The following is a 25,841-nucleotide window of genomic DNA, read 5'->3' as shown; positions in this document are numbered from 1 at the left end:
GCGGCGGCGCCCTACTCCGGCGGCAGCAGCTCGATCGCCATCACCAGCGCGTCCTCGCGGCCGTCGGCGGCGGGGTAGTAGCGCGGACGGCGGCCGATCTCGTTGAAGCCCTCGTCGTGGTACAGCGCGATCGCGCCGGTGTTCGACGGGCGCACCTCGAGGAACACGCGTTCGACCTGGCGCGCGCGCGCCAGGTGCAGCAGCGCGCGCAGCAGGCGCCGGCCGAGGCCCTGGCCCTGAAGCTCCGGGTCGACGCAGATGTTCAGCACGTGCGCCTCGCGCGCGGCCAGGCTCATCAGGAAGTAGCCGACCACCGCGTCGTCGCGCAGCATCACCCACGACGGGTAGTCGGCGCGCAGGCAGTCGCGGAAGATCCCGACCGTCCACGGGAACGCGTACGCGCGCAGCTCGATCGCATGCACCGCGTCGAGGTCGTCCTCGTGCATCGGCCGCAGCGCGGCCGGCATCGGCGCCACGACGGGCGGGATCGGTCGCGCGCTCATCGCATCCGACCCGACGGGGTCACGCGCGCCCGGCGCGACGCAGCGCGCGCAGTCGCGGCCACGCGGCGCGCTTGGCCGCCGCGCTGCGCAGCGCGTCGACGTCGGGCACGGCGCGGGTGAACTCGGGATCGGCCGCCTCGCGTCGCGCCGCCTTCAGCAGCGCGCGCAGCAGCGGGGGCTGACCCGCGGCGGCGTCTCGCGGCGCCGGCGACGGCGCGCCGCGGGCCGAACGCGCGGGCGCGCCAGCAGCCGGACGCCGTGACTCGGCCGCCGGCGCCTCGGCGACGGCTGGCTTGGCGATGGCGGGCTCGGCGACGGCAGGCTCGGTGCCGGCCAGCGCGAACACCTGCAGGCCCATCGCCTGCAGCCACTCGTGCTGCTGCGGACTCCAGCCTTCGCTCACGGCGCGACCTCCGCGGCCGGTCGCAGCCGTCGGTAGGCCCAGTACAGCGGTCCCGACAGCGCGTACAGCGCGGCGATCGCCAGCAGCACGATCGGCGGGTCGATCGCGATCGCGACCACCACCGCCACCGCCACGACGATCGCCAGGAACGGCACCCGGTCGTGGCGCGGGCCGCCGCCCTTGAAGCTGAAGTAGCGCACCCGGCTGACCATCAGCAGGCCCGCCGCGACGGTCAGCGCCAGCGCCGGCAGCCGCAGCTGCTCGCCGGTGTAGCCCAGTTCGTGGCACGTCCAGACGAAGCTGACCACGAGCGCGGCCGCCGCCGGGCTGGCCAGACCGATGAACCAGCGCTTGTCGACCTGCCCGACCTGCGAGTTGAACCGCGCCAGCCGCAGCGCGGCGCAGGCCGCGTACAGGAACGCGGCGATCCAGCCGAGCTTGCCCGGCGTGATGCCGTCCAGCCGCATCGACGCCAGCGCCCAGTGGTACATCACCAGCGCCGGCGCCAGGCCGAAGCTGACCAGGTCGGCCAGCGAGTCGTACTGCACGCCGAACTCGCTCTGGGTGTTGGTCAGGCGGGCGACGCGGCCGTCGACGCCGTCGAGCACGCCGGCGATGAACACGGCGATACAGGCGTCGTCGAAGCGGCCCTGGGTCGCGGCGATGATCGCGTAGAAGCCCGCGAACAGCCCGCCGGTCGTGAACAGGTTCGGCAGCAGGTAGATGCCGCGGGCGCGGGGTCGGGTCGGGGGCGGCGTGGCTTCCATCAACGAAGTGTAGCGCCGGTGGCCACCGGCTTCGGCGGCACGGACGCTGCGCGACCGTGGCCCGGCACGCTCCGAGGCGGTCGCGCGAATCGCGCATCCGGTGGCAGAGCGCGGCCGGCGCGCTTGCCTGCGACCGGTCGCGGTGCTGCAATCCGGACACCCCGCCGCCGCGGACCGGAGACGCCCATGCACGCGATCGAACCCCGCCCCTTCCGCCGCGCCGCGCCGTGGGCGCTGCTGGCGTTCGCGATCGCGCTGGCCCCGGCCGTCGTCGCCTCCGGCGTGTACCAGTGGAAGGACGCCAAGGGCGTGACCCACTACTCCGACGCGCCGCCGAAGGACCGCGCCTACCGCAACCGCACGATCCGCCAGGACGTGCCCGCTCCGACCGCGGCGGCCACGCCCGCCATCGACCCGCAGTGCACGATCGCGCGGCAGAACCTCGAGCGGCTGAAAGGCAGCGCCGCGGTCGGCCTCGACGCCAACGGCGACGGGCGGCCCGACGCCGAGCTCAGCGCCGAACAGCGCGCCGACCAGGTCAAGCTGGCCGAGGCGGCGATCCGGGTGCGCTGCGTCGCCCCGGCCGCGCCCGCCGCCAGCCGCTGAGTCCACCGATGCGGCTGGGCTGGGCGATCGTCGGCGGCGTCGCGATCGGCGCCGCGGTCGCGTGGTGGGCGTCGCGCGACACCCCGGGGCAGGCGCAGCGCAAGCAGCAGCGCGCTGCGCAGGCCGCCGCGGCCGACGCCGAGGACGCCCGCCCGGTCCTGTACCGCTGGCGCGACGCCGGCGGCGTGCTGCACATCACCGAGGAGGCGCCGCGCACCGGCGAGGCCGTCGGCAAGGTGGAGCGCCTCGACCGTGAGCCGCGCGACGGCATCGAGATCCGCGGCGACTGACGCCCGCGCGGCGCGCAGGCGCCGGCGGGGCCGGGACGGCCGCCGCGCCGCGCGTGGCAAAATGCGGACTTTCCGCCGCGTGAATCCCCCCGATGCGCCTGTCGCAGTTCCACCTCCACACCAGCAAGGAAACTCCGGCCGATGCCGAGATCGTCAGCCACAAGCTGATGCTCAAGGCCGGCATGATCCGCAAGCTCGCCGCCGGCCTGTACACGTGGAGCCCGCTGGGCCTGCGCGTGCTGCGCAAGGTCGAGCGCGCGGTGCGCGAGGAGATGGATGCCGCCGGCGCGATCGAGCTGCTGATGCCGACGATCCAGCCGCAGGAGCTGTGGGAGGAGACCGGGCGCTGGCAGAAGTTCGGCGGCCAGCTGCTGAAGATCAAGGACCGCAAGGAGGCCGGCTACTGCTACGGCCCCACCGCCGAGGAGGTCATCACCGACTTCGCGCGCGACGAGCTGTCGAGCTACAAGCAGCTGCCGGTCAACTTCTACAACATCCAGACCAAGTTCCGCGACGAGATCCGCCCGCGCTTCGGCGTGATGCGCGCGCGCGAGTTCCTGATGAAGGACGCCTACTCGTTCCACCTCACCGAAGAGTGCCTGGGCCGCGAGTACCGCAACATGTACGACGCGTACGGCCGCATCTTCCAGCGCCTCGGGCTCAAGTTCCGCGCGGTGTTTGCCGACACCGGCGCGATCGGCGGCAGCGCGTCGCACGAGTTTCATGTGCTGGCCGACTCGGGCGAGGACGCGATCGCCTTCTCGACCGGCTCTGACTACGCCGCCAATGTCGAGCTGGCCGAGGCGGTGTCGCCGGGCCCGCGCGCGGCGGCGACCGAAGCCCTGCGCAAGGTCGACACGCCGACACAGAAGACCTGCGAGGACGTCGCCGCGCTGCTCGGCATCGGGCTGGAGCGGACGGTCAAGTCGGTCGCGGTGATGGGCGCCGCCGCCGACGGTGCGCCGCAGTTCGTGCTCGCGCTGGTCCGCGGCGACCACGTCGTCAACGAAATCAAACTCTCGAAGCTGGCGGGGCTGGGCGACTACCGCCTGGCCACCGAGGCGGAGATCGTCGCGCACCTCGGCGCGCAGCCGGGCTTCCTCGGCCCGGTGGGGACGAAGCAGCCGGTGCGCGTCGTGGCCGATCGCAGCGTCGCGGCGATGGCCGACTTCGTCGTCGGCGCCAACGAAAACGGCTTCCATCTGGCGGGCGTCAACTGGGGCCGCGACCTGCCCGAGCCCGAGGTCGCCGACATCCGCAACGTCGTCGCCGGCGATCCGTCGCCCGACGGCCGCGGCACGCTCGCCATCGCGCGCGGCATCGAGGTCGGCCACGTCTTCCAGCTCGGCCGCAAGTACGCCGAGGCGATGAAGTGCACCGTGCTCGACGAGACCGGCAAGGCGGCCGTGCCGCTGATGGGCTGCTACGGCGTCGGCGTGTCGCGCATCGTCGCCGCGGCGATCGAGCAGAACTTCGACGACAACGGCATCTGCTGGCCCGAGGCGATGGCGCCGTGGCAGGCCGTGGTGTGCGTAATCAACCCGAAGCAGGACGCCGCCGTGGCCGAGGCCGCGCAGGCGCTGTACCGCGAGCTCAACGCCGCCGGCGTCGACACTGCGCTCGACGACCGCGGCCTGCGGCCGGGCGCGATGTTCGCCGACATGGAGCTGATCGGCATCCCGCACCGGATCGTGGTGTCAGAGCGCGGGCTGGCCGCGGGCAGCTTCGAGTACCGCCACCGCCGCGCCGCCGAGGCCGAAAACCTCGATCGCGATGCCCTGTTCGCGCGCGTGGCGCCGACGCAGCGGTAATCCCCGCCCCGACCGGGCAAGGGACGAGGGCCGGCGCGGTGCGCCGGCCCTTTTTGTTTTCGGTACGGCAGTCGCCGTTCGAATCGGCGCGGCGATGGCCCGGGCCGGTCGCAGCCCCTGCGTCAGCGCGGTGCTCGCCAAAACCTGATTCCATTCAACGGGCGGGAACCGGGCGAAAACTGCAGGCCGTTATCGATCGATATACCCGATAAACACCGGCCGGCATTTACCGGAGCGGGCTGCACCGCTTATGATCCCGGCACACGGCCAGGGATCGGCGAGAATCCCACCCCATTAACCGGAGGCTTCATGTCGATCGACATCAACACCCTGTCCGCCAAGGAACTCGAGTCCCTGATCAGCCAGGCCAAGAAGCGCAAGACGGTGCTGAACAAGCGCAAGCCGCTGGCCACGGTGCGGACGCGGCTGATGCGCCTGATCAAGGCCGAGGGGTATACCGTCGCCGAGCTGTTCGGCACCGGCGCCGCCCCGGCCCGCGCCGCCAAGGCGCCGAAGGCCGCCAAGGGCCCGCGCAAGAGCGGCGGCAAGGTCGCGCCGAAGTACCGCAATCCGGACAACCCGGCCGAAACCTGGACCGGCCGCGGCAAGCAGCCACGCTGGATGGCCGCGCTGACCGCGCAGGGTCGCAAGGTCGAGGATTTCCTGATCAAGTGATCCGTGCGGATGCCGGATGAAACTCGAAACGCCGGCTCGCGCCGGCGTTTTCGTTTTCACGGTTTGCGATCGCCGATGCCGGGTTTGCCCAAGAGAACCCGCAGCGCCCGGCCGCCGATTAATGCGCGTGCGACGCGAGTGGCGTGCTGCTCGCCCTCGCCCCGGCGTCGACCCGCCGCTTGCCCGCTGATTTCCAGCCCACTGCGAATTCGCAATCCGGCCTTCAGAGATTCCGCCGCGCCGACAGGAGCAGGTTGCCGAACAGCAGTCCGGCGATCAGCGCCAGCAGGATATTCAGCACCGCGAGCAGTGCGTCCTGGCCGGCGCCGACGTCCTGCTGCTGGATCAGCGTCAGCATACCGCGCAGGCTGGTGCTGCCGGGCACCAGCATGATGATCCCGGGGACGCGGATGATCGCCCCGGGCCGGTGCGCCCAGCGCGCGAACGCGTTGCCGGCGGCGGTCATCACCAGCGCCGACAGGAATATCCCGGCCGGGCTGCCGAACGCCTCGCCGGCGAAGCGCGAGATCAGGTAGCCGGCGGCCGCCGCGGCCATCACCAGCGGGTAATCGCGCCGGTGGGCGCGGAACAGCACCGCGAACGCGAACGCCGCCACCGCCAGCGCGCCCCACTCTACCCATTCCGGCTGCGGTCGCGCGGCGCGCACGATCGGTTGCAGCCCGAGCAGGTCGGCCACGTACAGCGCGATCACCGTGCCGACGGCGAGCTTCAGCACCGTCGTCACCGCACCGGCGAAGCGCGCCGTGCCCGACACCAGGTGCTGGCTGGTCAGCTCGTTGACGGCGTTGGTGAGCCCCATGCCGGGCAGCAGCACGATCAGCGACGCGATGATCACGGTGTTCTGGTTCAGCGGCGCGATGAACGTCGCGACCAGGATGGTCACGGCCGCCGCGACCGTCGCCGCCACCGCGTCGAACGCCTCGCGGAAGCGCGGGCGGGAGTCGGACATCTGGTGCAGCAGGCCGATCAGCACGCCGTTGAGCCCGGCCACGCCGATGTCGAGCCACGGCAGCCGCAGCAGGCCGGCGATCGCGGTGGCCGCCAGGCCGAACGCGAGCACCTGCATCGCCCGGGACCGCCACGTCGGCGGACGGTCGAGCGCGCTCATCTGCGCGTGGCCGTCGGCCAGGCCGAGCCGCCCGGCCATCACTTCCTCGGCGATGCGGTCGGTTTCGCTGAGGCGGTACAGGTCGTTCTCGCCCGGCGGCAGGCGGATCACGCGCGTGGTGTCGCTCTCGCCGGGCGGGCGCTGCGGGTCGCTGAAGGTCAGGATCAGGCCGGTCGGGTTCGACCACGGCTCGCACTCCAGCCGCAGCCGCTGCGCGACCGCAGAGATCGCCCCCTCGAGCCGCTGCGCGGTGGTGCCGTACGCATGCAGGCGCTCGGCCAGCTCGACGACAAAGGCGATGCGCGCAGCGTAGGTGGCGGAACTCAGGGGCGACGGGGTCATGCGCAAAGCATGGCACGCCGGGTTTGCGGCCCGACAGTCGCGCAGGACGCCGCGCCGGCCGACGCCCGCCTCACGCGCAGCCGGTATGCTTCGGCCCGATGCCGCGCCCCGCCCAGACCCCCCCTTCGATCGAGTTCGACGCCGAGTCGTCGCAGCTGCGCCTGCGCGGCGACTGGACGCTCGACCAGGCGCTCGACGTCGGCCGCGCGCTCGGCGACGCGCCGGCGGACGCGTCCGGCATCGACGCGCGCGAGGTCACCCGGCTCGATTCGCTCGGCGTGCTGCAGCTGCTGCGCTTCGCCCGGCGGCGCGACCTCGACTTCGAGACCGTGGCGTTCCGCGACGACCACCGCGCGCTGGTGTGCGCGATCGAGGACGTCGCCGACGACCGGCCCAAGCGCAAGCGCGAGTACGGCGTCGCCGCCGCCCTCGCCCGCCTCGGCTACGCAGTCCACGACAACTGGAAGGAATTCCTCGCGCTGGTGGCGTTCTTCGGCGAGACCTTGGTCAAGCTGCTGCGCCTGTTCAAGGAGCCGACCCGGTTCCGCCCGACCGCGACCGTCCACCACATGGAGCAGGTCGGCCTCGACGCGGTGCCGCTGGTGGCGCTGCTGTGCTTCCTGGTCGGCTCGGTGGTGGCGTTCCTCGGCTCGAACATCCTGCGCGACTTCGGCGCGACGATCTTCGTCGTCGAGCTGGTCAGCATCGCGTTCCTGCGCGAGTTCGGTGTGCTGCTGACCGCGATCATCCTCGCCGGCCGCACCGCCAGCGCGTTTACCGCGCAGATCGGCGCGATGGTCAGCCGCGAGGAGGTCGACGCGATCCGCACGCTCGGCATGGATCCCATCGACCTGCTGGTGATCCCGCGCATGCTCGCGCTGCTGGTGATGCTGCCGCTGCTGACGTTCGTCGCGATGATCTTCGGCCTGCTCGGCGGCCTGACCGTCGGCGCCTACGGGCTCGATATCCCGCCGCAGCAGTACCTGGCGCGCATGCAGGACACGATGGAGCTGCGCCACTTCATCGTCGGCCTGGTCAAGGCGCCGGTGTTCGCGCTGGTGATCGCGCTGGTCGGGTGCCTGGAGGGCCTGCAGGTCGAGGGCACCGCGCAGTCGGTCGGCGAGCGCACGACCTCGTCGGTGGTGCAGGCGATCTCGATGGTGATCATCCTCGACGCGTTCTTCGCGATCTGGTTCATGGAGGTGGGGCTGTGACCGCGCCCGCCTTCGCGCAACGCGCGACGGCGCGGGCCGTTGCCCGCGCCGTCGCCGGCAACGCGGAGGGACGGCCGTGACCGAGGCCGAGAACACCCTGCCGACCCCCGCCTCGCCGGACACGCCGATCATCCGCGTGCGCGGGCTGGTCAACCGCTTCGGCGAGCAGGTCGTGCACGACGGACTCGAGCTCGACGTGCGCCGCGGCGAGATCATCGGCGTGGTCGGGGGCTCGGGCACCGGCAAGTCGGTGCTGATGCGCTCGATCCTCGGGCTGCGCGAGCCGGACGAGGGCGAGATCGAAGTGCTGGGCATCGACGCGCGCGACCCCGCGCCGGAGCACCACCGCCTGATCGAGCGCAACACCGGGGTGCTGTTCCAGGACGGCGCGCTGTTCTCGTCGCTGACCGTCGGCGAGAACGTGCAGGTGCCGCTGAAGGAGTACCACCGCGACCTGCCCGACTCGCTGCGCTACGAACTGGCGCTGCTGAAGGTCAAGCTCGCCGGGCTGCCGGCCGACGCGCTCAACAAGCTGCCGTCGCAGCTGTCCGGCGGCATGCGCAAGCGCGCCGGGCTCGCGCGCGCGCTGGCGCTGGACCCGCCGCTGCTGTTCCTCGACGAGCCGACCGCCGGACTCGACCCGATCGGCGCGGCTGCATTCGACCGGTTGATCCGCACGCTGCAGGAAGCGCTGGGACTCACGGTGTTCCTGATCACCCACGACCTCGACACGCTGTACGCGATCTGCGACCGCATCGCGGTGCTGGCCGACCGCAAGGTCGTCGCCTGCGGCACGGTCGAGGAGATCGAGCGGGTCGACCACCCGTGGGTGCAGGAGTACTTCCACGGCCCGCGCGCACGCGCGGCGCAGGTCGCGCGCGACCGCAACGCCGCGGTCGACGGATGACGCCCCGCGCCGTCTCGCCGGCGTTCACCCCCGGCTGGCATGATGCCGCCAGCTCCCTCGCGCCGGTCCCCACCCCGGCAGGTGCCTGATGGAAACCAAGGCCAACTACGTCCTGATCGGCGCGTTCACGATCATCGCCACGATGCTGTTGCTGCTGTTCGCGCTCTGGGCGGCGAAGTTCTCGTCCGAACAGGGCTGGCGCGCCTATGCGGTGATCTTCAACGAGCCGGTCACCGGCCTGTCGGAAGGCAGCTCGGTCCAGTACAACGGCATCTCGGTCGGCACCGTTCAGACGCTGCGGCTGGCGCCGGACGACCCGCGCCGCGTGCTCGCGCAGCTTCGCCTGCAGGCCGACGCGCCGATCAAGGCCGACACCCGCGCGAAGATCTCGATGACCAGCCTGACCGGCACGCCGATCATCCAGCTGACCGGCGGCAGTCCGGGCAGCCCGGCGCTGGCGGACGTCGACCCGCGCGAGATCCCGGTGATCCAGACCGAGCCGTCCGCGCTGCAGAACATCGCCGACACCGCCAACCGCCTGGTCGCGCGCATGGACCAGATGCTCAGCGAGGAGAACGTCAAGCGCTTCTCGGCGACGCTCGAGAACGTCGAGTCGGTGACAGGCTCGATCGCGGGCCAGCGCGAGGACCTGGCGACGCTGATCGTCAACGCGCGCAAGGCCAGCGAGCAGCTCGAGCAGACCCTGGCGACGACCAACGGCGCGGTGCAGGACATCGACCGCGAGCTGGTGCAGAAGCTGCCGGCGCTGATCGGCAAGCTCGACAGCACGCTGGCCAAGCTCGACTCGGCCGCCGCCGGCGCGAACGGCATCCTCAACGAGAACCGCGCCGCGATAAACAGCTTCGCCAACGACGGGCTGGCCCAGCTCGGCCCGACCCTGGCCGAGCTGCGCTCGCTGGTCCGCGACCTGCGCCGCATCAGCGACCGCGTCGACAACAACCCGGCCGGCTACATCCTCGGCCGGCAAGCGCCGAAGGAGTTCGAACCCCAATGAGCACCGTGCGGCTGTCCCTGCCCCTCTCGCTGCGCGTTCCCCTGTCGGCACTGCTGTGCGCCGGCGTGCTCGGCGGCTGCTCGCTGATCGGCCCCAAGCGCGGCGACGAAGTCGTGCAGTACGCGCCCGACCCGCGCGTTGCCGCCGAAGCGTCGTGGCCAACCGTGCCGTGGCAGCTGTCGGTGACCTCACCAGTCGCAGCGCGCGCGATCGACAGCCTGCGCATCGCGGTGCGTCCCAACCCGGCCGAGCTGCAGGTGTACAAGGGCGCCAGCTGGGCAAAGCGGCCCACGGACATGGTCGAGGACGCACTGCTGCGCACGCTGGAGGACTCGGGCAAGATCCCGGCGGTGGCGCGCCAGGGCAGCGGCATCTCGGCCGACTACAAGCTGGTGCTCGACGTCCGCCGGTTCGAGGCCGACTACGCCGGCGCCGCCGTTCCGGCGGCGACGATCGAGCTCAACGCCAAACTGCTGCACGCGCAAGACCAGCAGGTCGTCGCTGCGCGCACGTTCCGCCAGGCGCAGCCGGCAACGTCGACCGCGGTGCCGGACGTGGTCGCCGCGTTCGACCAGGCGCTGGCGCAGAGCACGCGGGAGCTCGCCGGCTGGGTGCTGACCGCCGGCGACGCGCACGAGCGCAGCGGCAAGCACTGAGCGGACGGCACGACGCCACCCGCATTGCGACGCTCGCGTGCGGGCGCCGTCCTCGTGCGACAAGGCTCACACCGCTCAGCGCGGCGCGATCGAGCGAAACGTCAGGTTGATCCGAGGGCCCACCGGCCTGGCGGTGCGCGGCAGCGCGTGCCGATAGTGCTGCTGGGTGTCTCCCGCCATGACGAGCAGGCTGCCGTGGCCGAGCGCCAGCCCCGCGCGCACCGCGGGCGCGTCGCGGCGCTTGAGCAGGAACCGGCGTTCGGCCCCCAGGCTCACCGAGGCGATCACCGGGGCCGATCCGAGCTCGGCCTCGTCGTCGCTGTGCCAGCCCATCGCGTCGCGACCGTCGCGGTACAGGTTCGCCAGCACGCTGTTGAACGGCGCGCCCAGCTCGGTGGCCAGCCGCTCGCGCAGGCGCTGCAGGACCGGCAGCCACGGCCGCGGCTCAAAGCGCGTGCCCGAGTAGCGGTACGTCGCCTCGGGGTCGCCGATCCAGCAGCTCAACCGCGGCGAGTCGACGGTGCGCCCGAACATCCGGATCCGGTGGACGTCCCACGGCACGCCGGCGAGCAGCGCGGCGAACAGTGCGTCCGCCTCGTCCGCGACCAGCCACGCGGGGTCGAGCCGGAGCGACGCGTCGGGCAGCTCGATCGGGGCCAGCGGCATGGGCGTTGTGTTCCTCACCGCGCCGGGCGGCGCACCGGAGCAGGATACGGGCGCGCCCGCCGCGCGGATCCCGCCGCGCCGCGCGCCGGCGCGCCCCGGGGCCGATTTGCCGCACCGCAGGCAAACCGGGGAAAATCGCGGCATTGCCCGTGGAGTGCAGCGCATGACCGAGATCGAACGCGACGTGATGGAGTACGACGTCGTCACCGTGGGCGCCGGCCCGGCGGGGCTGTCGTTCGCGATCCGGCTCAAGCAGCTGAACCCGGACATCAGCGTCTGCGTGATCGAGAAGTCCTCGACGATCGGTGCGCACATCCTGTCCGGCGCGGTCATCGAAACCGGCCCCCTGGACGCGCTGCTGCCGAACTGGCGCGACAACCCGCCGCCGGTGTGCGTGCCGGCGACCGACGACGAGTTCTGGCTGCTGACCAAGACCGGCGGCCGCAAGCTGCCGGTGCCGCCGGGCATGAACAACCACGGCAACGTGATCGTCAGCCTCGGCGCGATGTGCGCGTGGCTGGCGCCGCAGGCCGAGGCGCTCGGCGTGGAGATCTACCCGGGCTTCTCCGCTGCCGAGACGCTGCACGACACCGACGGCGCCGTGGTCGGCGTGCGCATCGGCGACATGGGCGTGGCGAAGGACGGCTCGCACAAGCCCGGCTACACGCCCGGCATCGACATCCGCGCCAAGGTCACCGTGCTCGCCGAGGGCGCGCGCGGCCATCTGACCAAGCGGCTGGTGCAGCAGTTCAAGCTCGACGCGGGCAGCGACCCGCAGGGCTACTCGATCGGCATCAAGGAGCTGTGGCAGGTGCCGGAGGACCGCGTGACGCCCGGCAAGATCGTGCACAGCTTCGGCTGGCCGGCCGACAGCCGCACCTACGGCGGCAGCTTCCTGTACCACCTCGACAAGGGCCGCATCGCGCTGGGCTACGTCAGCGGCCTCGACTACGCCGACCCGCAGTACAAGCCGTGGGAAGCGTTCCAGCAGTGGAAGAACCACCCGATGATCAAGCCGCTGCTCGACGGCGGCACGATCCTCTCGGCCGGCGCGCGCGCGATCGTCACCGGCGGCTGGCAGTCGCTGCCGAAGGTCGAGATGCCCGGCGCGCTGCTGATCGGCGACACCGCCGGCCTGCTCAACGTGCCGAAGATCAAGGGCACCCATCAGGCGATCCGCAGCGGCATGCTCGCCGCCGAGCACCTGGCCGCGAACCAGCTCGCGCCGCAGGGCTTCGACGCCGCGCTGCGCGCGTCACCGGCGATGGCCGAGCTGCGCACCGTGCGCAACGTCAAGCCGGGCTTCAAGCGCGGCCTGTGGTTCGGCATGCTCAATGCCGCGTGGGAAACGCTGACCGGCGGCCGCTCGCCGTGGACGCTGAAGAACAAGGCCGACTGGTCGTCGCTCGACAAGATCGGCGCGCACGAAGCGCCGAAGCGCGACTACGTCGAGCGCACCCTCGCCCCGCGCGACCGCCTGGCGGGCGTGTACTACGCGGCCACCGAGCACGACGAGGACCAGCCGGTGCACCTGCGCGTGCGCGACACGTCGGTGTGCGTGACCACCTGCGCGTCCGAGTATGACAACCCGTGCACGCGCTTCTGCCCGGCCGGCGTGTACGAGATCGTCGCGGACCCCGGCAGCGCCGCCGGCAAGCGCCTGCAGATCAACGCCGCCAACTGCGTGCACTGCAAGACCTGCGACATCAAGGACCCGTACCAGATCATCGACTGGGTGACGCCGGAAGGCGGCGCGGGTCCGAACTACCAGAACCTGTGACGACACCCGCATGACCGAAAACGGATCCGGTCGGACGCTGCGCAGCGCGATCTTCCACGCGCTGCGCGCTGGCTTCCGCGCGCTGCCGATCAGCGAGGCCACGCGGGACGCAATGCGCCAGCGGTTCCTCGAGCGCTTCCCGACAATCCGCCCGATCACCCCGCAGGGGCAGGCGGTGCCGACGATGGAGCGGCGCGCCCGCGTGCACGCCGGCGGCCGCGCGATCGGCTACGTCGAGCGCACCGACGAGCCCCTGCCCGACCCGCTGCCGGCGACGCTGGTCGCGTTCTACCTGCCGCAGTTCCACACCATTCCCGAGAATGACGAATGGTGGGGCAAGGGCTTCACCGAGTGGCGCAACGTCGCCCGCGCGCTGCCGCAGTTCGAGGGCCACGCGCAGCCCCGCCTCCCCGGTGATCTGGGCTTCTACGACCTGCGCAACCCACAGGTGCTGCGCGACCAGGCCGAGCTCGCGCAGGCGTACGGCATCGGCGCGTTCTGCATGTACTTCTACTGGTTCGGCGGCAAGACCCTGCTCGAGCTGCCGCATCAGCAGTGGCTCAACGATCCGTCGATCACGCTGCCGATCTGCCTGTGCTGGGCCAACGAGAACTGGACCCGCACCTGGGACGGCCGCGCCGAGGACGTGCTGATCGCCCAGCAGCACAGCCTCGAGGACGACCTGGCCTACATCGCCCACGTCGCCCAGTACCTGCGCGACCCGCGCTACCTGCGCGTCGACGGCAAGCCACTGCTGCTGGTCTACCGCCCGGGCAAGCTGCCCGATCCCAAGGCCACCGCCGATCGCTGGCGCAGCTGGTGCCGCGACAACGGCATCGGCGAGCTGTGCATCGGCTACGTGCAGTCATTCGAGCGCCCCGACCCGCGCGACATCGGCTTCGACGTGGCGGTCGAGTTCCCGCCGAACCTGTCCACCCCGACCAACATCACCGAGCGGCAGACCCTGCTCAACCCGGATTACCAGGGCGAGGTACTCGACTGGCGCGACGTCGCGCGCGAGTACTCCGAACGCCCGATGCCGGAGTACCGGCTATTCCCGGGGGTCAATTGCGGGTGGGACAACGAGCCAAGAAAGCCTGGAAGAGGGCGGACCTTTATCCACGCCTCGACGCATGGGTTTTCCGAATGGGTTCGAGCCACAATTGATAACCGCCTCTCGCGGACCCCCGACGCGGACAGGCATGTATTCGTCAACGCATGGAACGAGTGGGCCGAAGGCGCCGTTCTCGAACCCGACGGGCGCCACGGCCTAGCTTGGCTTCACGCTTGCAGGCGGGGCCTCGGCGCCCGCCCCCAGAGCTCACTGTCGCTCACGGAGCGCCCGGTCGCCCGACGCCCCTGCGTAGTGCTGCACGCGTGGTATCCCGACATTCTTGAGGAGATTCTCTCCGCGCTCACCGAGTCCGCCATGTCATTCCGACTCGTGGTCACCACGCCCCCAGCGACCGCGCGGGATGTCGATGCCGCCTTGGCGCGCCATCACCTGACCGCTGAGGTCGTGACGATGCCCAACAGGGGGCGCGATGTGCTGCCCTTCCTCCGTGTGGCGAGCCGGCTGCGCGACGAGGGCGAGGAAATCGTGCTCAAGCTTCACACCAAACAGTCGCCCCACCGCGCTGATGGCGGCGCGTGGCGACGGGACATGATTCGTGCCTTGACGTGCCGCTCGAGAGTGGTTGCGATCCAGCGCGCGTTCCACTCGAACCCACGCCTGGGCATCGTGGCGCCGGAAGGACATCTGCAGCCGCTTAGCTACTATTGGGGCGCGAATGCGGCTGCGACTCGCCACGTAGCCAGGCTGATGGGGATTGCCCCTCCCGACTCCGGCAACGACGAGTTCGTCTCCGGCAGCATGTTCTGGGTCAGGCTGTCTGCGCTGGCGCCACTTCTGGACGCCGATCTCGACGATCTCGCGTTCGAGGCGGAGGCCGGGCAAGTCGACGGCACGCTCGCACACGCGGTGGAGCGACTGTTCGCGCTGTCCGCCCGCCAGCTGGGCCTGACGGTCATCACCGCCGCCCACGCCTGCGGCGCGCCGGAGGTACCCCTCAGGCGCTCCTACCCCTATGCCCGCCGCGACTGACGCGCGCGGACTGCGCCTTGGTCAGGGACGCACGCTGACCAGCCGCCAGCCCGCGGGAGGCCGGGTCGAGACATAGGCGGAAGGGCCAAAACTCGCGGCACCCTGGGCCAATGAAACGCGCACCTCGACCACATTGGCGGAGACGATGTCCGATCGGCCATCACCGTTGAAGTCGCCAATCCCGATCGTGGTGTGGCCCGGCGGCAGGTATGCGGCTCCTTGGCCGCCCACGATCGCGGCGCCACTCATGGCCCAGTAGTAGAGTTCGCCCGAGTTGACGTTGTGCCAGATGATGTCCCACTTGCCGTTGCCGTCGACGTCACCGGAACCGGAAAAATTCCAGCCTGCTGGAGGGCGGGTGGAAATGGCGGTGGCGGCCCCGAAGCTGCCCGCACCCAGTGCCAACGAGATGCGTACGTCGGCCGAACTGGCCGAAATCACGTCGACCCGTCCGTCACCGTTCACGTCACCGACCCCGATCGCGGAATGGCCGATCGGCAGGTATGCGGCGCCTTGGCCTCCTGCGATGGACGCGCCGCTCATCGCCCAGTAGTACAGCTCTCCAGAGTTCACGTTGTGCCAGATCACGTCGGCCCTGGCGTCCCCGTTGACGTCACCGGCGCCGGCGAGGGACCACCCCGCCGGCGGACGTGCGGAAATCGTTGCCGACGCGCCAAACGACCCCGTGCCTTGGGCGAGGGAAATCCGCACGTCCACGCTGCTTGCCGAAAGTACGTCGGCTCGTCCGTCTCCATTGAAGTCGGCAAACGCCAAAGTCTCGTATCCCATCGGCAGGTATGCCGCGCCTTGCCCGCCGGCGATCGAGGCTCCGCTCATGGCCCAGTAGTACAGCTCACCGGAATTGATGTTGTGCCAGATCATGTCAGAGCGCGTATCGCCGGAGACATCGCTCAGCGGACCTCCATCATTTCTGCGGCTCGCACCGACGTGACTCCAGCCCGACGGCGGACGGGCGGCGACAAGCGATGGCGAAGCGAGCGCCGCTCCCAGCGAGAAGGACACCCTGACATCCGCGCTTCCGGCAGACAGCACGTCGGCGCGGCCATCGCCGTTGAAGTCGCCAAGCCCGAGCACTGCGTGACCCTCCGCCAAGTACGCAGCCCCTTGCCCTCCCGCGATGGTGGAGCCGTTCATGGCCCAGTAGTAGAGCTCGCCCGAATTCGTGTTGTGCCAAACCACGTCTGAGCGTGCGTCTCCATTCACGTCTGCCGCGCCGGCAAAGCGCCACCCCGCGGGCGGGCGGCCGGCAATCACGACGGGGGCTGCCAGCGCGCCGTTGGCTTGCGCGAACGAAACGCGAACATCCGCGCTGTTCGCGGTCAGCAGGTCGACGCGCCCGTCGCCGTTGAGGTCGCCCAGACCCAGTACCGAATATCCGACCGGAACACTCGAGCCGCCCTGGCCACCCGTGATCACCGCGCCGTTTACGACCCACCAGTACAGCTCGCCCGAGATCACGTTGTGCCAGAGAATTTCGGAACGGCCGTCGCCATTGACGTCGCCCGCTCCCGCGAAGGTCCAGCCCGCCGACGGACGCCCGGATAGCGATGTCGCAGCCCCGTAGGCGCCGGTGTCCAACGCTAACGAAACCCGCACCTCGCTTACACTGGAGGACAGAACGTCGGCGCGACCATCGCCGTTGAAATCACCTGAACCGATTGCCGCGAATCCCATCGGCAGGGTCGCGCTGCCTTGCCCGCCCGCGATGGAGGCGCCGTTCATTGCCCAGTAGTACAGCTCGCCGGAAACCGCGTTGTGCCACAGGATGTCCGACCTTCCGTCGCCGTTGACATCACTGGCAACGCGGCGGGCTGTCGGCGGCGGCGGCGGGGGCGGCGGGGGCGGCGCCACGACCGAGCCCCGGAACTGCGCGACGACGGGCATCGTCTGGGCTAGGGAGCGAGCGTTGTCGGCCTCTTCAGCGACTCCGCACGCCAACCCCCCGCAGAACGAAATACGCGGGTTGGAAAAAACGCGATACGCGATCTGTCCTGTGTCGCCGTACGCCATGACCGTGTAGAAATTACCGGCCGTGGCGGCGGCCTTGTAGCCGAACGAATACGTAAAGACGCCATAGTTCAGCGTTCCGTTCTCGGTAGCCGTGACGCGATCGTGCTGGGAGCCCATGTTGTGCCCCAGCTCATGGGCAAGAGTCTCTTGTCGACAGAAGTAGGTCCGCCCGTCGCTGCCGACATCCTGGCCGTCGCTGACGACCGAGTAGCCAAACGGCGCATCGCCGGTATCGAGCCCGCTGCGGCCACCGCCGATCAGCCACGCGATTCCGCAGCCGTCGTTCTCCGGCGTCTCGAACTTCCGGACCAGCGTGACCAGATCACCACCATACTGGTCGCGCGCTGCCCGCAACGCACTGAAGGCAGGATCGACCGCAATCTGACCGCCCCCGGTGCCCGAGCGATACCCGGTCAGCGACTCGAGAGCGGAGGCGTTCGTGGTAGCGTCCGGGTACTGGACCTGCAGCGCATGCACCAGCCGGATCTCGGCGTCGACCTGGCTGTTCAGGTAGGCCTGATTCGCGATCTCGACCAGATTGTTCAAGCGGGTGATGGCCTGCGATTGGCCGCCGAGCGATGCGGCGAAGCCACTCGTGTAGCCAAGTACGACATCCACCGTCGTGGCGGCGGCCGCGGTCACCGCGTTGGCCGTTGCGGGGGCCGAGCCCGTGCCCGCGGAGGTGCGGCTACTATCGGCGACCGCCGCGACGGCTGCAGGCGGCAACAGATAGTCCGGCGCGCTCGGCCGCGTCGATTCGTTTCGGATGTCCGCAATTTTGGTCGGGTCGGTCTCCACCAACCACGCCGCCCCACGCCACGTGGTCAGACGTAGATCCGGTTTCCCGGGCTCGGAAATCGAGCCGAATGCAGCGCGCTCTCCAAATGTGATGATCGCCTCATCGAATTGCTCGCCGTCGTCAAGTCGGCCGACCCATGTCCAGTCGCCGGACGGGTGCTCGATGTGCCGGACATATCTGTATTGGAGCGGTTGTCCGCTGGGCGAGGTAATGCGCAGCGTGCCCGACCGCAGTGACTGGAAGGCGTGGGCTTCGCTGATCTGCGCCGCGTGCCATGTGTACGCACCATCGTGTCGTGCAGCCCCGCCCGGGGCGTAAGCGAACAGATCGCCGCCGTCCGGAAGCCCGGCAAACGACGAGGCGCGCGGCAGCCGCATCGAAGGGAGCACATTCAGCGCCGTGGGATTGGGCGCGGTCGCAACACCTGCGCCGGCACGGCCGTATCCAGCCGCAGTACTCCCTTCATCGGAGGGCGGACGACACCCCACACAACCGGCCACGACCAGAGCGAAAACGAGCGCCTTCTTCATCATGGCTGCGTGCCGGGGGAGTGGCAGGAATGGGCCATGCTGCAGCGCCGGCCCCCCGTGCGCAAGCTCGCGCGGCCGCCGGCTGGCCTCTGGCCCCTCGCGAGTCCGCCTGACGTTCAGACAGAGCGCAGCTCCGTTCATTCACGTCACATGGGGCCCGGCGCGCTGGGCGGCGGCCAAAGCCGCATTCAGCTTATTGCGGCTCCGGTCCGCTCTTGCAGGTGCTGCATGTCTACGCCCGGCGCCATCTCCACCACCGCGAGACCGGATTCGGTCACATCCATCACCGCCAGCTCGGTGATGATCCGGTTGACCACGCCGACACCCGTCAGGGGCAGCGTGCACTGCGGCAGGATCTTGTGCTCGCCGTTCTTCGCGGTGTGCTCCATCAGCACGACTACCCGCTTGACCCCGGCAACCAGGTCCATGGCCCCGCCCATGCCCTTGACCATCTTGCCGGGCACCATCCAGTTGGCGAGGTCGCCCTTGTCGGTGACCTGCATCGCCCCGAGGATCGCCAGGTCGATGTGGCCGCCGCGGATCATCGCGAACGAGTCGTGGCTGCCGAAGAAGCTGGCGCCCGGCCGCGCGGTCACCGTCTGCTTGCCGGCGTTGATGAGGTCGGCATCGACTTGGTCGTCGGTCGGGAACGGGCCGATGCCGAGCAGGCCGTTCTCGCTCTGCAGCCAGACGTCCATGCCGACAGGAATATGGTTGGCCACCAGCGTCGGCAGGCCGATGCCGAGATTGACGTAGGCGCCGTCGGTCAGCTCCTGCGCCGCACGTGCGGCCATCTCATCACGGGTCCAGGCCATTACTTCGCTCCTGCGCTGACAGTGCGCTGTTCGATGCGCTTTTCGGGAGACGCATTGACGACGATGCGGTCGACATAGATGCCGGGCAGGTGCACGTGGTCCGGGTCGATCTCGCCGACGTCGACCAGCTGCTCGACCTCGGCCACGCAGACCTTGCCGGCCATCGCGCAGGCCGGGTTGAAGTTTCGTGCGGTCTTGCGGAACACGAGGTTGCCGGAGCGGTCTGCCTTCCACGCCTTGACCAGCGACACGTCGGCCTTCAATGCGGTTTCCATGACGTAGTGGTGCCCGTCGAACTCGCGCGTTTCCTTGCCCTCGGCCACGACGGTGCCGTAGCCGGTGCGGGTGAAGAACGCCGGGATGCCGGCGCCGCCCGCGCGCAGCCGTTCGGCGAGCGTGCCCTGCGGATTGAATTCGAGCTCGAGTTCGCCGGACAGGAACTGGCGCTCGAACTCCTTGTTCTCGCCGACGTACGACGAAATCATCTTCTTGATCTGCCGCGTCTCGAGCAGCAGCCCGAGGCCGAAGCCGTCGACGCCGGCATTGTTCGAAATGGCGGTCAGGCCCTTCGCGCCGGAATCGCGCAGGGCGGCGATCAGCGCCTCGGGGATGCCGCACAGGCCGAAGCCGCCGACCGCGAGGGTCTGGCCGTCGGCGACGAGGCCGGAGAGCGCCTCGGCAGCGCTGGGATAGACCTTGCCGGAGCCGGCAGGGCGGGTCGAAGTCGCGTGCGCAGTCATGGCCAGGCCCGATGGAACGAGACGCGCAGTTTACCGGTGGCGGCACGAACGACGATACGTACCAACGGACAAGTACAGTTCGCTCGCGCCGGCTTGCAGGTCAGTGGGCGCCGCGATCGAACGTAGTGGCCAGGGCGGAGCGCCAGTCCGGGAGGGCCAGCCCGTACTCCGATGACAGCCGGGACGTATCCAGCACCGACCAAGCCGGCCGGGAGGCGCGGGTCGGGTACTCGGCGGTGGCAATCGGCACCACGCGTGGCGCGCGTGCCATCAGACCCCGCGCCACGGCCTCGTCGAAGATCGATTCGGCGAACCCGCGCCACGTGGTCTGGCCGCCGGCAACCAGGTGCCGCACCCCCGCGGTTCGGATGCCTTGCGACAGGATGGCCGCGGTGGCGTCAGCGATCAGCCACGCCGGTGTCGGCGTTCCGTGCTGGTCGCCGACGACGCGCAGCTCGTCGCGCTCGGCGCCGACCCGCAGCATCGTGCGCAGGAAGTTGCCGCCGCGCAGCCCGTAGACCCAGGCCGTGCGCAGGATCAGATGATTCGCGCCGCTTTCGGCGATCGCCTGCTCGCCGGCAAGCTTGCTGGCGCCGTACACGCCCAGCGGGGCAACGGGGTCGGCCTCGCGGTAGGGACGCGCTCCAGCGCCATCGAACACGTAGTCGGTCGAATAGTGGACGAGCGTCGCCGCGTTCGCGGCGCACCATCCGGCCAGCACGCCAGGCGCGAACGCGTTGGCGCGGAACGCCGCGTCGGGTTCGTCCTCGGCGCGATCGACCGCCGTGTACGCGGTCGCATTGACGACCACCTCAGGCCGAATCCGATCGAGCAGCGGCGCGATCGCGTCGGCGTGGTCCAGGTCGAGCGTTTCGCAGGGCGAGCCGTCGTCGAGCATGCCGCTTCGGGTCGTGGGGACGACGGTGCCCAGCGGCGCGAGGCTGCGCAGCAGTTCGAAGCCGACCTGCCCGTTGCCCCCCAGCACGAGAATCGACATGCGTCAGGCGCTCGCGGGCGAGTAGACCGGCAGCCGCTCGGCGGCGATATCGGCAAGCAGCGGCGCGCGAGCGTCCTTGTCGGACAGCTGCACGTCGCGGATGGGCCAGTCGATCGCCAGCTGCGGGTCGTCCCAACGAACGCTGGCATCGGCGGCCGGGTAGTACGTCGCGGTGCACAGGTAGGTGAAGACCGCGCGCTCGCTGAGCGTCACGAAACCGTGCGCGAAGCCTTCCGGGATCCAGAAGTGGCGCTTGTTCTCGGCGCTGAGCACGACGGCCGTCCAGCGACCGAACGTCGGCGAGCCGCGGCGGATGTCAACCGCGACGTCCCACACCTCGCCCTCGACCACCGACACGAACTTGCCCTGCGGCTTGGGCCACTGGTAGTGCAGGCCGCGAAGCACGCCGCGCCGCGACGAGGACACGTTGCCCTGCACGAAGTTCGGCTGCAGGCCGTGCTCGGCGAGCTTGTCGTGGTTGAACGATTCGAAGAAGAAGCCGCGCTCGTCGCCGAAGACGCGCGGCTCGAATACCAGGCAGCCAGGCAGGTCGGTTTCGATGAACTTCATGGCACGAACCCGCGCTCGGCGAGCCCCAGCAGGTACTGGCCGTACCCATTCTTCTTAAGCGGCTGCGCCAGCGCCGCCAGATCGGCGTCGCTGATCCAGCCGTTGTTCCACGCGATCTCTTCGGGACAGCACACGCGCAGGCCCTGACGCGCCTCGATCGTCTCGATGTAGTTCGAGGCCTCGAGCAGCGACTGGTGCGTGCCGGTGTCGAGCCACGCATAGCCGCGACCGAGCTGCTCGAGGTGCAGCGAGCCCTCGTCGAGGTAGCGCTTGTTGAGGTCGGTGATCTCCAGCTCGCCGCGCGGCGAAGGCTGCAGCTCGGCCGCGAAATCGCTCGCGCGGCCATCGTAGAAATACAACCCGGTGACGGCGTAATGCGAGCGCGGCTGCGCGGGCTTCTCTTCCAGCCCGATCACGCGCCCTTCCCCGTCGAACTCCGCGACGCCGTACCGCTCCGGGTCGCTGACCCAGTAGCCGAACACCGTGGCGCCGTGCTCGCGCGCATCGGCGCGCTTGAGCATCGCGGTCAGGCCCGGGCCGTGGAAGATGTTGTCGCCGAGCACCAGGCAGCTCGGCTGCCCGGCGAGGAACTCGTGGCCGATCAGGAAGGCCTGCGCCAGGCCGTCCGGGCTGGGCTGGGCCGCGTATTCGATCTTCATGCCCCACTGCGAGCCGTCGCCGATCAGGTGCTGGAACAATGCCTGCTCATGCGGGGTGTTGATGATCAGCACTTCGCGGATGCCGGCCAGCATCAGCACGCTGAGCGGGTAATAGATCATCGGCTTGTCGTACACCGGCAGCAGCTGCTTGCTGATCGCCTGCGTGATCGGGTACAGCCGCGTGCCGGAGCCACCGGCCAGGATGATGCCCTTGCGGTTGATGGCGCCCGTCATGCTGCACCGCCGATGCGTTCGAGGCGGTAGCTGCCGTCGAGGACACGGCGCACCCAGTCCTGGTTCGCCAGGTACCAGTCGACCGTCTCGGCGATGCCGCGCTCGAACGTGTACTTCGGCTCCCAGCCGAGCTCGTCGCGCAGCTTGGACGCATCGATCGCATAGCGGCGGTCGTGGCCCGGGCGGTCGGCAACGTACGCGATCTGCGAGGCGCGCGGCTTGCCATCCTCGCGCGGACGGCGCTCGTCCAGCAGCGCGCAGATCGCCTGCACCACCTCGATGTTCTGCTTCTCCGAGTTGCCGCCGACGTTATACGTTTCGCCGACCCGGCCCTTGGCCAGCACCGTGCGGATCGCCTCGCAGTGGTCGGTGACGAACAGCCAGTCGCGCACCTGCTTGCCGTCGCCGTAGACCGGCAGCGGCTCGCCCGCCAGCGCCTTGGCGATGACCAGCGGGATCAGCTTCTCGGGAAAGTGGTACGGGCCGTAGTTGTTGCTGCAGTTGGTCGTCAGCACCGGCAGGCCGTACGTGTGGTGGAACGCACGGACCAGGTGGTCGGAGGCGGCCTTCGAGGCCGAGTACGGCGAGTTCGGCGCGTACGGGGTGGTCTCGGTGAATTTGCCGGTTTCGCCGAGCGTGCCGTAGACCTCGTCGGTCGACACGTGCAGGAAGCGGAACGCGTCGCGCGCCGGCGCGTCGAGCGACTTCCAGTAGTCGCGCGCCTTCTCCAGCAGCGACAGCGTGCCGACGACGTTGGTCTGCACGAACGCCGCCGGGCCGTCGATCGAGCGGTCGACGTGGCTCTCGGCGGCGAAGTTGATGATCGCGACGGGGCGGTGCTCGGCCAGCAACCGCTCGACCAGCGGGCCGTCGCCGATGTCGCCCTCGACGAAGAAGTGATTGGGATTGCCGTCGAGCGACGACAGCGTGTCGAGGTTGCCCGCGTAGGTCAGCGCGTCGAGGTTGACTACCTTGATACCGCGGCGGACCGCGTCCAGAACGAAATTACCGCCAATGAAACCGGCACCGCCGGTGACCATCCATACGCTCATGCTGCTCCAGCTGCCGTCCTGATATGCGGCCCGCGAGTATACCGGCGGCCCGTTGGCATCGCTCCCCGGGGGAGCGGGCAGGAGCGCCGAGCGCCGCTGTTCAGCTTCGCCCGTACGCGTCGTCGAGGCGGACGATGTCGTCCTCGCCGAGGTAGCCGCCCGATTGCACCTCGATCAGCTCCACCGGCTGTTCGCCGCGGTTGCGCAGCCGATGGACGCTGCCGCGGGGAATGAACGTGCTCTCGTTCTCGCGCAGTTCGAACACGCGCCCGTCGCAGGTAACTTCCGCTACCCCCGACACGACCACCCAGTGCTCGGCCCGATGCTCGTGCTTCTGCAGGCTCAACGCCGCGCCGGGCTTGACGACGATCTTCTTCACCTGGAACCGCCCCCCCACGCCGATCGAGTCGTAACTGCCCCAGGGGCGGTACACCTTCCGGTGCAGCAGGTGTTCGGTGCGACCCGCTGCCTTCAGCCGGTCGACGACCAGCTTCACGTCCTGGACGCGGTCTTTGCGGGCCACCAGGGTTGCGTCGGCGGTGTCGATGATCACCAGATCCTCGACGCCAATCGTGGCAATCAGCCGGCGTTCGGATGCGCGCACCAGGCTGTCATGGGTGTCGACGGCGATCACATCGCCATCGTGCCGGTTCCCATCGTCGTCACGTTCAGCGACCGACCACAGCGACGACCACGAGCCAATATCGCTCCAGCCACAGCTGACGGGCACCACCGCCGCGCGCGCGGTCTTCTCCATGACCGCGTAGTCGATCGAGTCGCTGGGGCTGGCGGCGAAGGCATCGGAATCGATGCGGGTGAAATCCAGGTCCCGCGCGGATACCGCATACGCTGCCCGCGCCGCGGTCGCGATCGCCGGAGCATGCCGCTCGAGCTCGTCCAGGTACCGGTCGGCACGGAACAGGAACATGCCGGAGTTCCACGCATGCTCTCCGTCGGTGACGTAGCGCTTGGCGGTCTCGAGATCCGGCTTCTCGACGAAACGCTCGACCCGGAATCCGCCCGGCGACAGCCCGTCACCGCGGCGGATATAGCCGTATCCGGTCTCCGGATAATCCGGCGTGATTCCAAACGTAACCAGCCAACCGTCGGCGGCCAGCGACTGGGCGGTGGCAGTGGCGGCGCGGAACGCAGCCTCGTCGTCGATGAGGTGGTCGGCGGGCATGACCAGCACCGTCGCGTCGGCGTCGTGCGTCAACGCGTGCAATGCCGCCAGCGCGATCGCCGGGGCCGTGCTTCGGGCAACGGGCTCCAGCAGGATGCCGCCGCTGCGCAAACCGACGGCCTGCAGCTGTTCGCCGACCATGAACCGGTGCTCGTCGCTGCACACGGTGATCGGTGGCTGCGCGTCGGGCAGTCGACTGGCCCGCAGCACCGTCTCCTGGTACAGCGAACGGTCGCCGATCAAGGCCAGGAATTGCTTGGGCTGGTTCTGCCGGGACAGGGGCCACAGTCGCGTGCCGCTGCCGCCGCTGAGGATCACCGGGTAAAGCATCTGCGCTCCGCACTCCGACGCTGCGGCCTGCAGGGTACCGGAACCGCCTCTGGCCGGGTGGGCGTCGCAGGGCCGCAAGACGCCACCCGAGCCGAGGGCTGTCCCGTTCGCCTGCCGGCATTGACGGCCCCGCTCGTGTCGCCCGCCTGCGGCAGACGCGCCCCTCGGCTAGAATTCCGGGCTCTCGGCCGCCCGCGGCCGCGCCTCCCCTGCAAGGAACCCCCGCACGATGAAGATTCTCGTCGGCTACAAGCGCGTGGTGGACTACAACGTCCGCATCCAGGTCAAGCCGGACGGCTCCGGCGTGGTCACCGACGGCGTCAAACTGTCGCCGAACCCGTTCGACGAGATCGCGCTGGAAGAGGCGCTGCGCCTGCGCGACAAGGGCATTGCGACCGAGGTCGTGGTCGCCACGATCGCCCCCGCCGATGCCCAGGCGCACCTGCGCAACGGCCTGGCGATGGGCGCCAACCGGGCGATCCACGTGGTGGTGGAGCCGGGCCAAGACGTGCAGCCGCTGACCGCCGCGCGCGCCTTGCTGAAGCTGGTCGAGAAGGAGCAGCCGGACCTGGTGATCCTCGGCAAGCAGGCCATCGACGACGACGCCAACCAGACCGGGCAGATGCTGGCCACCCTGTGGGGCCGCCCGCAGGCCACGTTCGCGTCGAAGCTCGACGTGGCCGACGGCAAGGCCACCGTGGTCCGCGAGGTTGATGCCGGGCTCGAAACCCTCGAAGTCGACCTGCCGGCCGTGGTCACGACCGACCTGCGCCTCAACGAGCCGCGCTTCATCAAGCTGCCGGACATCATGAAGGCCAAGAGCAAGCCGCTGGAGTCGATCCCGTTCGCCGACCTCGGCGTCGCGAACGGCAACGGCCTGAGCACCACCCACTACGCCCCGCCGGCCAAGCGCAGCAAGGGCGTCATGGTCAAGGACGCCGCCGAACTGGTCGCGGCGCTGAAGGCCAAGGGCCTGCTGTAACCGCCATCGCCCGCTCCCACGAGGGAGCTCCGGGCCGCGGCGCGCGACCGG

24 protein-coding genes are annotated in these 25,841 nt (G+C 69.9%); 11 read left to right on the top strand and 13 right to left on the bottom strand.

Going from position 1 to position 25,841, the window contains the following annotated elements; genetic code table 11:
• Positions 1-11 precede the first annotated feature (11 nt).
• From rimI to pssA, 3 genes are read right to left on the bottom strand one after another with little or no spacing between them, the layout of a single operon-like run.
• The gene (rimI, locus tag D3A60_RS03340; protein ID WP_119717264.1) at positions 12-503 is read right to left on the bottom strand and encodes a ribosomal protein S18-alanine N-acetyltransferase; all 492 of its coding nucleotides are present in this window, start codon (positions 501-503) and stop codon (positions 12-14) included.
• A 19-nt stretch (positions 504-522) separates the two neighbouring features.
• Entirely contained in the window at positions 523-906 is a 384-nt protein-coding gene (locus D3A60_RS03335) for a hypothetical protein (protein ID WP_231120375.1), read from the bottom strand.
• Positions 903-1,673 (bottom strand): CDP-diacylglycerol--serine O-phosphatidyltransferase, encoded by a 771-nt coding sequence (gene pssA, locus D3A60_RS03330; protein WP_119717263.1) that lies wholly within the window; start codon positions 1,671-1,673, stop codon positions 903-905. The genes D3A60_RS03335 and pssA overlap by 4 nt, the downstream gene beginning before the upstream one ends.
• Positions 1,674-1,859: 186 nt before the next feature.
• Between pssA and D3A60_RS03325 the strand changes: the two genes are divergently transcribed.
• From D3A60_RS03325 to D3A60_RS03310, 4 genes are all read left to right on the top strand, one after another.
• Complete coding sequence (locus D3A60_RS03325; RefSeq protein ID WP_119717262.1) at positions 1,860-2,279, top strand: DUF4124 domain-containing protein; 420 nt, start codon at positions 1,860-1,862, stop codon at positions 2,277-2,279.
• An 8-nt stretch (positions 2,280-2,287) separates the two neighbouring features.
• Positions 2,288-2,569: a DUF4124 domain-containing protein gene (locus D3A60_RS03320; protein WP_119717261.1), complete on the top strand. Its 282-nt coding sequence runs from the start codon at positions 2,288-2,290 to the stop codon at positions 2,567-2,569.
• Positions 2,570-2,661: 92 nt separating this feature from the next.
• A complete protein-coding gene (locus D3A60_RS03315; protein ID WP_119717260.1) occupies positions 2,662-4,380 on the top strand; it encodes a proline--tRNA ligase in 1,719 nt (572 codons plus the stop codon).
• A gap of 309 nt (positions 4,381-4,689) precedes the next feature.
• Positions 4,690-5,055, top strand: coding sequence for an H-NS histone family protein (locus D3A60_RS03310; protein WP_119717259.1), 366 nt, complete (start codon positions 4,690-4,692; stop codon positions 5,053-5,055).
• 223 nt (positions 5,056-5,278) lie between these two features.
• Here D3A60_RS03310 and D3A60_RS03305 read toward each other — a convergent pair whose 3' ends face one another.
• A complete protein-coding gene (locus tag D3A60_RS03305; RefSeq protein WP_119717258.1) occupies positions 5,279-6,526 on the bottom strand; it encodes a threonine/serine exporter family protein in 1,248 nt (415 codons plus the stop codon).
• 98 nt (positions 6,527-6,624) lie between these two features.
• Between D3A60_RS03305 and D3A60_RS03300 the strand changes: the two genes are divergently transcribed.
• From D3A60_RS03300 to D3A60_RS03285, 4 genes are all read left to right on the top strand, one after another.
• A complete protein-coding gene (locus D3A60_RS03300; RefSeq protein ID WP_119717257.1) occupies positions 6,625-7,740 on the top strand; it encodes an ABC transporter permease in 1,116 nt (371 codons plus the stop codon).
• Positions 7,741-7,816: 76 nt separating this feature from the next.
• Positions 7,817-8,647 (top strand): ABC transporter ATP-binding protein, encoded by an 831-nt coding sequence (locus D3A60_RS03295; protein ID WP_119717256.1) that lies wholly within the window; start codon positions 7,817-7,819, stop codon positions 8,645-8,647.
• 88 nt (positions 8,648-8,735) lie between these two features.
• Positions 8,736-9,662 (top strand): MlaD family protein, encoded by a 927-nt coding sequence (locus D3A60_RS03290; RefSeq protein WP_119717255.1) that lies wholly within the window; start codon positions 8,736-8,738, stop codon positions 9,660-9,662.
• Complete coding sequence (locus D3A60_RS03285; protein ID WP_119717254.1) at positions 9,659-10,318, top strand: ABC-type transport auxiliary lipoprotein family protein; 660 nt, start codon at positions 9,659-9,661, stop codon at positions 10,316-10,318. Before D3A60_RS03290 ends, D3A60_RS03285 begins: the two co-directional genes overlap by 4 nt.
• 75 nt (positions 10,319-10,393) lie before the next feature.
• On the opposite strand, the gene D3A60_RS03280 is transcribed toward D3A60_RS03285, so the two are convergent.
• Positions 10,394-10,984 (bottom strand): alpha-ketoglutarate-dependent dioxygenase AlkB family protein, encoded by a 591-nt coding sequence (locus D3A60_RS03280; RefSeq protein WP_119717253.1) that lies wholly within the window; start codon positions 10,982-10,984, stop codon positions 10,394-10,396.
• 163 nt (positions 10,985-11,147) lie between these two features.
• Here D3A60_RS03280 and D3A60_RS03275 point away from each other — a divergent pair, with 163 nt between their 5' ends.
• Complete coding sequence (locus D3A60_RS03275) at positions 11,148-12,764, top strand: electron transfer flavoprotein-ubiquinone oxidoreductase (RefSeq protein ID WP_119717252.1); 1,617 nt, start codon at positions 11,148-11,150, stop codon at positions 12,762-12,764.
• A gap of 10 nt (positions 12,765-12,774) precedes the next feature.
• Positions 12,775-14,868, top strand: a complete 2,094-nt coding sequence (locus tag D3A60_RS03270; RefSeq protein WP_119717251.1) for a glycoside hydrolase family 99-like domain-containing protein — start codon at positions 12,775-12,777, stop codon at positions 14,866-14,868.
• Positions 14,869-14,889: 21 nt separating this feature from the next.
• Here D3A60_RS03270 and D3A60_RS03265 read toward each other — a convergent pair whose 3' ends face one another.
• From D3A60_RS03265 to D3A60_RS03230, 8 genes are all read right to left on the bottom strand, one after another.
• Complete coding sequence (locus tag D3A60_RS03265) at positions 14,890-18,228, bottom strand: FG-GAP-like repeat-containing protein (protein ID WP_196778627.1); 3,339 nt, start codon at positions 18,226-18,228, stop codon at positions 14,890-14,892.
• 188 nt (positions 18,229-18,416) lie between these two features.
• Entirely contained in the window at positions 18,417-19,043 is a 627-nt protein-coding gene (locus D3A60_RS03260; protein ID WP_119717249.1) for a CoA transferase subunit B, read from the bottom strand.
• Entirely contained in the window at positions 19,043-19,783 is a 741-nt protein-coding gene (locus D3A60_RS03255; protein WP_119717248.1) for a CoA transferase subunit A, read from the bottom strand. Before D3A60_RS03255 ends, D3A60_RS03260 begins: the two co-directional genes overlap by 1 nt.
• A 100-nt stretch (positions 19,784-19,883) precedes the next feature.
• The gene (gene rfbD / locus D3A60_RS03250; protein ID WP_119717247.1) at positions 19,884-20,780 is read right to left on the bottom strand and encodes a dTDP-4-dehydrorhamnose reductase; all 897 of its coding nucleotides are present in this window, start codon (positions 20,778-20,780) and stop codon (positions 19,884-19,886) included.
• Positions 20,781-20,783: 3 nt separating this feature from the next.
• Positions 20,784-21,350: a dTDP-4-dehydrorhamnose 3,5-epimerase gene (rfbC, locus tag D3A60_RS03245; protein ID WP_119717246.1), complete on the bottom strand. Its 567-nt coding sequence runs from the start codon at positions 21,348-21,350 to the stop codon at positions 20,784-20,786.
• Positions 21,347-22,243: a glucose-1-phosphate thymidylyltransferase RfbA gene (rfbA, locus tag D3A60_RS03240; RefSeq protein WP_119717245.1), complete on the bottom strand. Its 897-nt coding sequence runs from the start codon at positions 22,241-22,243 to the stop codon at positions 21,347-21,349. The genes rfbC and rfbA overlap by 4 nt, the downstream gene beginning before the upstream one ends.
• Positions 22,240-23,295 (bottom strand): dTDP-glucose 4,6-dehydratase, encoded by a 1,056-nt coding sequence (gene rfbB, locus D3A60_RS03235; RefSeq protein ID WP_119717244.1) that lies wholly within the window; start codon positions 23,293-23,295, stop codon positions 22,240-22,242. Before rfbB ends, rfbA begins: the two co-directional genes overlap by 4 nt.
• Positions 23,296-23,395: 100 nt before the next feature.
• On the bottom strand, positions 23,396-24,808 hold the full coding sequence (locus D3A60_RS03230) for a mannose-1-phosphate guanylyltransferase/mannose-6-phosphate isomerase (protein WP_119717243.1): 1,413 nt from the start codon (positions 24,806-24,808) through the stop codon (positions 23,396-23,398).
• A 229-nt stretch (positions 24,809-25,037) separates the two neighbouring features.
• Here D3A60_RS03230 and D3A60_RS03225 point away from each other — a divergent pair, with 229 nt between their 5' ends.
• Positions 25,038-25,790 carry an electron transfer flavoprotein subunit beta/FixA family protein gene (locus D3A60_RS03225; protein WP_119717242.1) on the top strand — a complete coding sequence of 251 codons (753 nt, stop codon included), beginning with the start codon at positions 25,038-25,040 and terminating at the stop codon, positions 25,788-25,790.
• The last annotated feature ends 51 nt before the right edge of the window (positions 25,791-25,841 follow it).

The organism is Cognatilysobacter tabacisoli (genome assembly GCF_003586305.1).
GTDB classification, from domain to species: Bacteria; Pseudomonadota; Gammaproteobacteria; order Xanthomonadales; family Xanthomonadaceae; genus Cognatilysobacter_A; species Cognatilysobacter_A tabacisoli.
The sequence above is the reverse complement of the archived record's forward strand: the minus strand, read 5'-3'. Positions and strand labels throughout refer to the sequence as shown.